Here is a 7628-nt window from a genome sequence, read left to right as displayed (position 1 = left end):
GGCGTAGGTCCACGTGCGGGGGTTGCCGGGCAGGGCGCGCGGGACCATGGCGTCGAAGGGCTTGGGGACGGCGACGTGGGCGGCACCGGCTCCGGCGAGCAGGCCGGCCAGGAGCAGAGGGGAACGGGGCGCTGGGGGCATGGGGTCTCCTCACGATCGGAGCCCGAACCCTACTCGATAGTAGGTTCCAGGGGCCGGTGCGGCTTGGGCGTCGCCGGTGCGGGTGTCAGGTGACGACCTGGTCCCCGTCGGGCATGTCCTGGACCGTGACGAGGCCGCGGGGCAGCGCGAGTTGCCGTGCGACCTGCTGAGCGATGCCGTCCGGATCCTGGCCTGCCGGGACCGGCACCTGTTCGCCTTCTCGGTAGCTTTCGATGGCTTTGGTGAAGTAGCTGGGGTGCCAGGCGCCGACGGCCCCGGTGACCTCGACGGCGGTCACGGGGCGGTGGTCGACAACTTGCTCGAGCGCGGTCAGGATCTCGTCCGAGCGCAGTTCCCCGGGCACTTGAAAGAGGCTGGCGTGTGCGCCGACGAGGCCGCCGTCGCGCAGCCGCACGGTCACCGTGAGGCAGCTGGTCACGCTCGGGTACGTGATCACGCCTCCCTTGGCCACTTCCTTGACCTGGCCCTCTGAGATCGTCGCCGTGACGGGAGCCAGCAGGTGGCCCGAGGCCCGTGGGCTGCTCGCCGCGTGCGGTGCTGCACCGGTGTTCTGGTGGGCCTGGGCAACGGGGCCGAGGCCCAGTTGCAGGGGCAGTTGCAGGCACAGAATCGCGGCCGGGAGAACCATGGCACGCACCGCGGTCCGCCTGCGCCGTGTCGTCCTGCCGGGGCGAGATGCGGAGGGGAACGGGTGTTGCGCTGTCACGGAAGGTCTCCTGGAAGTAGGCAGGGAGGCGAGGGCCGACTCCGGAACGGTACCGGTCGCGCCGCTGACGTCGGCAGCGCGGCGGGTTGGTCTGTCCGGAGACCTTGACAACTCTATTGGTCTGGACCAACTTTGCGGGCTATAGCGGTGGCGATGGCCGCCGCCGTTCACTTCCGTTCTTCGTTCTTGTCCGTCGTTTTTGTCCCTCACCTCTTTCTGGAGGCCTTCCGTGGACCGTGTACGTCAGGGCAGACCCGGTGTTCGCCGCAGATCCGGTGCGGTACTCGCCGTGGGTGCGGCCGCAGTGCTCGCCGTCACCGCGCTCGCCGCGCCCGCGCAGTCGGCAGACGACCAAGGCGCGGGCGCCCGAGCGGCAGCCGTCCAGGCGGCAAGCCCCCGCGCAGTGAACGCCGGTGCGGCGGACGCCGGGGCGGCGGCAGACGTGAACGTCGCCAAGAACGCCGGTTTCGAGTCGGACCTGAGCAACTGGACCTGCACCGCGAACAGCGGCACAGCTGTCACCTCTCCCGTGCACGGCGGCGCGAAGGCGCTGAAGGCGACCCCGTCGGGCCAGGACACCGCCGAGTGCGCGCAGACCGTCGCGGTCAAGCCCAACGCGACGTACAAGTTGAGCAGTTGGGTGCAGGGCAGCTACGCCTACCTGGGGGTCCGGGGCACCGGGACCACCGACGTGTCGACGTGGACGCCGGGCACCGCGGCCTGGCAGCAGCTGTCCACCAGCTTCACCACCGGCGCGAACACCACGTCGGTGACCGTCTACACGCACGGTTGGTACGGGCAGAGCGCGTACTTCGTGGACGACGTGAGCGTGTTCGGGCCGGACGGGGGCGGCGGCACCGACCCGGTGGAGATCCCGGCGGTGCCGGCCGGGCTCGCGGCGGGCGCGGTGACGTCGACGTCGGTGGACCTGTCCTGGACCCCGGTGTCCACGGCCACCGGCTACACCGTCTACCGCGACGGCATCAAGGTCGCCTCGGTCGCCGGCGCCTCCGCCACGGTCACCGGGCTCACCCCGGAGACCACCTACAGCTTCCAGGTGAGCGCGGTGAACGCGGCGGGCGAGTCCGCGAAGTCGGCGGCCGTCTCCGCGCGGACCACCAAGGGCGGCGGCGGGGACGGTGGCACGGTGCCCAGGCACGCGCTGACCGGCTACTGGCAGAACTTCAACAACGGCGCCACGGTGCAGAAGCTGCGGGACGTCTCCGCGCAGTACGACATCATCGCGGTCTCCTTCGCCGACGCCACGTCCACGCCCGGCCAGATCACCTTCAACCTGGACCCGGCCGTGGGCTATGCCTCCACCGCCGACTTCAAGGCGGACATCGCCGCCAAGCACGCCGCGGGCAAGTCCGTGATCCTCTCGGTCGGCGGCGAGAAGGGCACCATCTCGGTCAACAGTGACGCCTCCGCGACGGCGTTCGCCAACAGCGCCTGGGCGCTGATGCAGGAGTACGGCTTCGACGGCGTCGACATCGACCTGGAGAACGGCCTCAACCCCACCTACATGACCAAGGCGCTGCGCCAGCTCTCCGCGAAGGCCGGCTCGAAGCTGGTGCTGACGATGGCGCCGCAGACCATCGACATGCAGTCCACGTCCGGCGGCTACTTCCAGACGGCGCTGAACGTGAAGGACATCCTCACGGTGGTCAATATGCAGTACTACAACAGCGGTTCGATGCTGGGCTGTGACGGCAAGGTCTACAGCCAGGGCAGCGTGGACTTCCTGACGGCGCTGGCCTGCATCCAACTGGAGGGCGGCCTGGATCCCTCGCAGGTCGGCATCGGCGTCCCGGCCTCGACGCGCGGCGCGGGCAGCGGCTATGTGGCCCCCTCGGTGGTCAACAACGCCCTGGACTGCCTGACCCGCGGCACCGGCTGCGGCTCCTTCAAGCCGTCGAAGACGTACCCGGCGCTGCGCGGCGCGATGACGTGGTCGACGAACTGGGACGCGACGGCGGGCAACGCCTGGTCGAACGCGGTCGGCCCGAAGGTGCACGGCCTGCCGTAACGGTCGGCAGGGCGGGCGGGACGCCGAACGGGCCGACCACGGCCGGTCGCGTCCCGCCCGCCCCTCAGCGCTACGCACGGCCCTCCAACGGGACCAGACCGTGGTGGTCGGCAACCTTTGCCGACCACCACGGCCAGGGCCGTCACAAGCGTCGAACTCGCCGCCACCACAGCCCTGCCGGAGCGAAGCGCAGCAACGCACTTACCGGGGTCTTAGACGGCGATCTTGACGGGAGGCCAGTCCCGCCACTGCTCTCACCACATCTCCACGTCGTGCTGGTGGAGCAAGAAGGCCATGTAAGGCCATGTGAGGACACCTCATTTCCCCTTTGAGCTGTCCGTGTTGGGTCCGCATGAGCCCTGGCATGCCGACTGGTACGCGCCCCACTCGGGGGCATGGCGATGTCGGGGTTGTATTTGGGTGCACAAGAAGGGCCGCTGTTGCGTGGTCGGCACGTCGTGGTGACGGGTGGATCGCGCGGGCTGGGGGAGCAGGTCGTGCGGCATGCCGCCGCCGCTGGGGCTCAAGTCTCGCTCTGCGGACGCAATAAGGGGTCCCTGACCGGCCTGTGTGACGCGCTGGTGACCGAAGGGCTTCCGCGCCCGTTCACCAGGGCTGTGGATGTCACCGTGCCAGAGGAGCTGGAGCGCTTCGTCGACGAGTCGGTGGGGGAACACGGCCGGCTGGATGGGGCAGTAGCGTGCGCCGGCGGGGCACGTGGCGGAGCGTTGGAGGTGGCCCGTCCGGCGGACTGGGCGATGACCTGGGCGCTGAACGTGGGGCATGCCGCGGGACTGGCTGCGGCTACTGCCTCTCATATGCGGGCGTCAGGAGGCGGTTCGCTGGTGCTGATCTCGTCGATCTCCGGGTGGAAGCCGGGACCGCAGGCTCAGTACGGAGCGGCCAAGGCGGCGCAGATCCATCTGGCCTCTTCCCTGGCTCGGGAGCTCGATCCGGCGGGGATCCGGGTGAACGCGGTGTCGCCGGGATCCATGCTCATCCGGGGAAAGAGGTGGGACCGGATGCGTCAGGAGAAACCAGAAGTTTTCGACCGCTTCTTGGACGAGATGCCCGGGCGCGTGCTGGTGTCGCCGCAGGAGGTGGCGGAGGTGGTGCTGTTCCTGCTCCCGGAACACTCGCGTGGAGTGTCTGGAGCGAACATCCCGGTGGACCGGGCGCAGAATGCACCCACGCCGGAGGGGTACTGACCGCCAGGCTGCGACTCCCAGGGCAAGCTTCGCCGGTGCCTCGAACGCTTTCAGGACCGGCTCACCGCGGTGCGGGTGGCGCCTTACCCGGAAGTCGCACAGGGCCTGAACGGAGCGTTCGGAGTGGGTGCCCGTGAGCTCGTTCAGGGCGCGGGAGCCGACGCCAATGGCCTGGTCCAGGTGCCCTTGCTGCAAGTGTGCGGTGGCGAGGACGGAGCGGCTGATGGCCTGTCGCCGTCGGCGTTCCCCGTTCGCGGCGTAGCCGCGGTCGGCCATGGCATGGAGCCGCATCAGGCCCATCGGGGCTTCCGGTGGACCGTGCGGTGGCCAGGGAGCTTGCCGAGGGCTGTGGCCGCCAAGAGGCCGCGTACGACGTGGCAGCGGAGGACACCACCGCGATGCAGACGGAGTGGGCGGGCACACGACGACGAAGGGCGTTGTCCACCCGCTGGATGCCTGATCGGGTCCGAGGACTGGAACAGCACGTCAGGGCGGGAGGTGTCCGTCAGGGATGGGCAGGCCGGTGACCTCGACCAGGTCGGGCCGGTTGGTCCCGTTGGCCTCGATGTCGATGACGAAGAGTGGAGGCCAGTGGGAGAAGCCCATGAGGTGGGCCGGTCCCCGCCCGGGCCGAGAGGGGACCGGGCGATGCCGTCGTGAAAGCCGAGGAGGAAGCAGCCTTCCACCACGATGCCGCGGTCGACCAGGCGCCGGACATCCGTACGCCACGGCAGCCACGCTCCTCGCAAGCAGCTTGCTCCCGCGTCGGGACGGACTCGCGTACGGGTGAGCCAGCGGCTGGTCGGCCAACTAAGCGTGGCGGCGCCGGGCACGCTACAGGCAATCCGCAGCATGATCGTCGAGTCAAACGGAATCCTCATGCGTTTCTGCCCGGCCACCCTCCCCACCCGCGCCCGGCCCCGTTCAACAGCCGCAGGGCGCCGCACACTTCGCCTGCCAGCCTTCTGCCTGGGACCCCGGAGCGCTCTGCTGGCCGCGTCGATGCTGGCTTTGTCGCTTGTCACCGCGCCTCCTGTGACCGCCAAGGCGGCTGCGCCGGCGAAGTGCATGGGTGGGATGCAGGACTCCCGGGGAAGGTCGTCTGTGGACGGTGGCGAGATCGCTTGGGAAGACGAGTCACGGTTTGACGACGCACGGCGCCACGCCCATCGGGCCTGGTCCCAGAACGGCCTCGATCGGGTGAAGTTCCCCGCGGACGACGCGAGCCGGATCGCCGACCTGGAATGGTCGGACGTCAACACCACCCGGTCACCGTGGACAGACGTCCTCGGGTACTGGAAAGGCCAGCGGGGCACCGACACCCTCAGACTCAACAGGGCCTACCTGGGGCCCGGCAAACGCTACGGAGACACCGCGTCACGGCGCATGGTCGCCGCACACGAACTCGGGCACGCGCTGGGGTTCTGCCACAAGAACCCCGAGGCGTACCGCTCGTTGATGGCTCCGAAAGCCTTCGACATGCCCTCCAACGGCAAGCCGACGTACCGGGACCGGAAGAACTACCACGCGCTGTGGGGCTGAAAGGCTGAGCCATGAAGGACCTTCACCGCCGTCTGGCGGTCGCCGCCGCCGGACTCGCGGTGCTCGCGGGCGCCGCATGGAGCGTGTACGACCTGACCGACGCCGGGGCAGCCGCAGGCCCGGGGGAGGCACTCACGCTGTATGACGCCCGGGACGCCCGGCAGGTCGCGGGGACCGCCGACGACGTCTTCGCCGGCTCCGTCGTCGAGCGGAGAGGGCAGCGAGACATCCACGGCGTCCTCTCCGACCTGTATGACGTCCGCGTCAGCCGCGCCTTCCAGGGCGACCTTCGCGGCACCGTCACCGTCAGCTACGCACAAGGGGAGGAGCCACTGGCCGCGGGAGCCTCCTACGTCTTCGCGACCGGACGCGTCCCGCACGAACCAAGCCACGCCGTGCTCCTGGAGACCACCCCGGCCCGCTTCACCAGCCTCACCGCACCGGCCCCGGTCCCGTACGCGGTCGCCGGCGCGACGGGCGGACAGAGCGTCGCCGAGTACTGGACCTGGGCCGTACAGCACAAGATCGACGTCTCGCCATGGTAGCCTGCCACGGACTCCTCTGCCGGGGCGCGTCGAACTTCGGCTCGTAGGACCAGCCGGGCCCGCCTGGCAGTACCGCAACGGTGCGGGCGAGGGCGACAGCGACGGGAAATTACACGGTTCCACCTTGATCCGCCGGGCACGGCCGCGCCCCTCGAACCGCGCGGTCATCGCCGTGCCAGCAGGATGTGCAGCAGCGTCATCACGGCCACGCCGACCAGGAGGGCCGCCCCGACGGCGGGGTGCAGGAACGCGATGTACGTGGCGCTGCCCCCGGCGAGCAGCAGCAGCGCGGTGCGCAGGCCGAGGGGGCCGTCCGGGTTCGGTGCGTCCTGCGGCGGGGGTGCTGCAGCGGAGTGACGGGGCGTCGTATTGGTCGTCGTCATGGTGAGGAGTCCTTTGGGGCAGGGCGCACAGCACCGGCGGTGCAGTGCGCACGAAGTGGGTAGGCCTCGCCCGGAGTGGGACGAGGGGGAAGGCAGGTCCGCAGCATGCGGGGGCGGTTGCCTAGCGGCGCAAGTCCGTCAGCGAGAACCTGCTGAAGCGCTCTGCTGCACGGCTCGGCCGCGCTCTCGAGGTGCTCTGCACTACCGCCCCGGAGAGAACCTCCCCGGGAATGCGCAAGGCCCCCGGACATGAAGCAGCCATCCGGAGGCCAGGACAAACAGAGAAGGCCCTTCTGGTCAGAAGAGCCTTCGCGGGTTCGAGCACCATGTGGTGGTGCGGGGAACGAATATGGCATGCACTTCCCGTTCGATCAACCCTCCTGACGCCCAGGGGCGTTGAGCGCTCAAGAGCACGGCGAGCGTCCACGCACCGTGTGAGGGCGGCGGGGCCAGAGCGTTTCAGGCTCTCCGCGGATCCCGCGTGGTAGTGATCATCTGGTCTTGGCCGTGTCCCGGCCTGCTGATTCTGCCGTTGGGTCGGTATGCGAAAGATGACCAGACGGGCTGCCGCCGCTGATGAAGCTCACCGAGATGCCCGATCTCCTCGGCACCAGCTATGACGCCCTGCGCCAGGCCATCCACCGCGACGCCTCCCCCGCCGGCCGCTCCCGCACGTTAGTGCCTGCGCCGTTCACCTATCCAGGCGCCTCCGGCCCGTGGCATGACCCACGCGTCGTCCAGCGCTGGTGGACTCGCCGCCCCGGCCACGGTCCGGGACGCGGACACACCGCACCATGAGCGCGCCGGCCGCAACCCGCGAACCGTTGCCCCCTGCACCGCTTCTTTCTGCGGGCTCGCGCCGCCGCCGATGCACTCGCCACGGCTGATCTGCAGCGCCTGACTGCGGCCGCCGCCACCACCGTCGCGGCCCTGCGCGCGGTCTTGGACCAGGGCAGCTGAGTGTGTACGTCGAGCTCGGCCCGCTTCAGGGCTCCGTGGTGGGGGCCCGTGAGCGCGCTGCTTGGCCGGGATGGCCAAGCAGCGCGCTCACGG

6 protein-coding genes are annotated in these 7628 nt (G+C 69.8%); 4 read left to right on the top strand and 2 right to left on the bottom strand.

The window, feature by feature from the left end:
* Window positions 1-226 precede the first annotated feature (226 nt).
* Window positions 227-790 carry a hypothetical protein gene (locus AOK22_RS25990; RefSeq protein WP_055701139.1) on the bottom strand — a complete coding sequence of 188 codons (564 nt, stop codon included), beginning with the start codon at window positions 788-790 and terminating at the stop codon, window positions 227-229.
* 307 nt (window positions 791-1097) lie between these two features.
* On the opposite strand from AOK22_RS25990, the gene AOK22_RS25985 reads away from it, so the two are divergent.
* The 4 genes from AOK22_RS25985 (at window position 1098) to AOK22_RS25970 (ending at window position 6192) form a co-directional block, all read left to right on the top strand.
* Window positions 1098-2897 carry a chitinase gene (locus tag AOK22_RS25985; protein ID WP_425264065.1) on the top strand — a complete coding sequence of 600 codons (1800 nt, stop codon included), beginning with the start codon at window positions 1098-1100 and terminating at the stop codon, window positions 2895-2897.
* Between the two features lie 395 nt (window positions 2898-3292).
* On the top strand, window positions 3293-4105 hold the full coding sequence (locus AOK22_RS25980) for an SDR family NAD(P)-dependent oxidoreductase (protein ID WP_107102035.1): 813 nt from the start codon (window positions 3293-3295) through the stop codon (window positions 4103-4105).
* Window positions 4106-4891: 786 nt separating this feature from the next.
* A complete protein-coding gene (locus AOK22_RS41525) occupies window positions 4892-5647 on the top strand; it encodes a zinc metalloprotease (protein ID WP_157872281.1) in 756 nt (251 codons plus the stop codon).
* Window positions 5648-5658: 11 nt separating this feature from the next.
* Window positions 5659-6192 (top strand): hypothetical protein, encoded by a 534-nt coding sequence (locus AOK22_RS25970; protein WP_055701136.1) that lies wholly within the window; start codon window positions 5659-5661, stop codon window positions 6190-6192.
* A 164-nt stretch (window positions 6193-6356) separates the two neighbouring features.
* Here the strand turns inward: AOK22_RS25970 and AOK22_RS25965 are convergent, their stop codons facing one another.
* A complete protein-coding gene (locus AOK22_RS25965; protein ID WP_055701135.1) occupies window positions 6357-6575 on the bottom strand; it encodes a hypothetical protein in 219 nt (72 codons plus the stop codon).
* Window positions 6576-7628 lie beyond the last annotated feature (1053 nt).

The organism is Streptomyces silaceus (assembly GCF_001419745.1).
Taxonomy (GTDB): Bacteria; Actinomycetota; Actinomycetes; order Streptomycetales; family Streptomycetaceae; genus Streptomyces; species Streptomyces silaceus.
This window is presented reverse-complemented; position numbering and strand designations above follow the sequence as displayed.